1 protein-coding gene is annotated in these 602 nt (G+C 64.5%); it reads left to right on the top strand.

Annotated elements, in window-relative coordinates; genetic code table 11:
* On the top strand, positions 1 to 470 hold a 470-nt coding region (locus HMPREF3170_RS11915; protein ID WP_246814922.1), incomplete at its 5' end, for a DUF4192 family protein.
* Positions 471 to 602 lie beyond the last annotated feature (132 nt).

The raw sequence follows: 602 nt of genomic DNA, 5'->3' as shown, positions 1-602 counted from the left end.
AGCACGCCGACATCATCGAAGACGCGCTGGCGTATATCCCGCCCATGTTCTCCGACGTGCTGCAGCGTGAGTATGAGCAGGCGGCGGCAGGGATCACCCAGCCGAGCGCTCGCGCTGTTCGGTCTGCGCTGAAGTGCTTCACCACGCCGCGCTTGCGGGACACGCTGCTTGCAGCGCTGCTCGATGACCCGCAGGCGGGCCTTGCGTTTATAGAGAAGGTTATGCGCGCTGTCCCGACCAGCTGGCCAGGGATGCGCTCGCAGCTCACGGCCACTGTTGCTGTGCTCGCGCACGCCACAGGCCAGCCGGGGCTGGCTGGCGTGGCTGCGCAGCGAGCCACCGAGATCGGGCCAGACGAGAACTTCCCGTCTCTGGTGGCCAAGCTGACCGACATCGGCCAGGGCGAGCGGATGGTCGAGCTTGTTCGCGAGGGCGCTGAGAAGACCCGAACGATCTTGTTCGCCGAGTAATCCCACACACCCCGTTGCAGCGATGCAACGGGGTTTCTTTTTCTCGTCGGCCGTGGCTTGCGACGACAGACACCTCAACGAGGCAAGGGAGCGACCCCTAGACAGCAGAGCTGTCTCCAACAGACGGATTGA

Source organism: Corynebacterium sp. HMSC08D02 (assembly GCF_001807505.1).
Lineage (GTDB): Bacteria > Actinomycetota > Actinomycetes > Mycobacteriales > Mycobacteriaceae > Corynebacterium > Corynebacterium pseudogenitalium.
The sequence above is the reverse complement of the archived record's forward strand: the minus strand, read 5'-3'. Positions and strand labels throughout refer to the sequence as shown.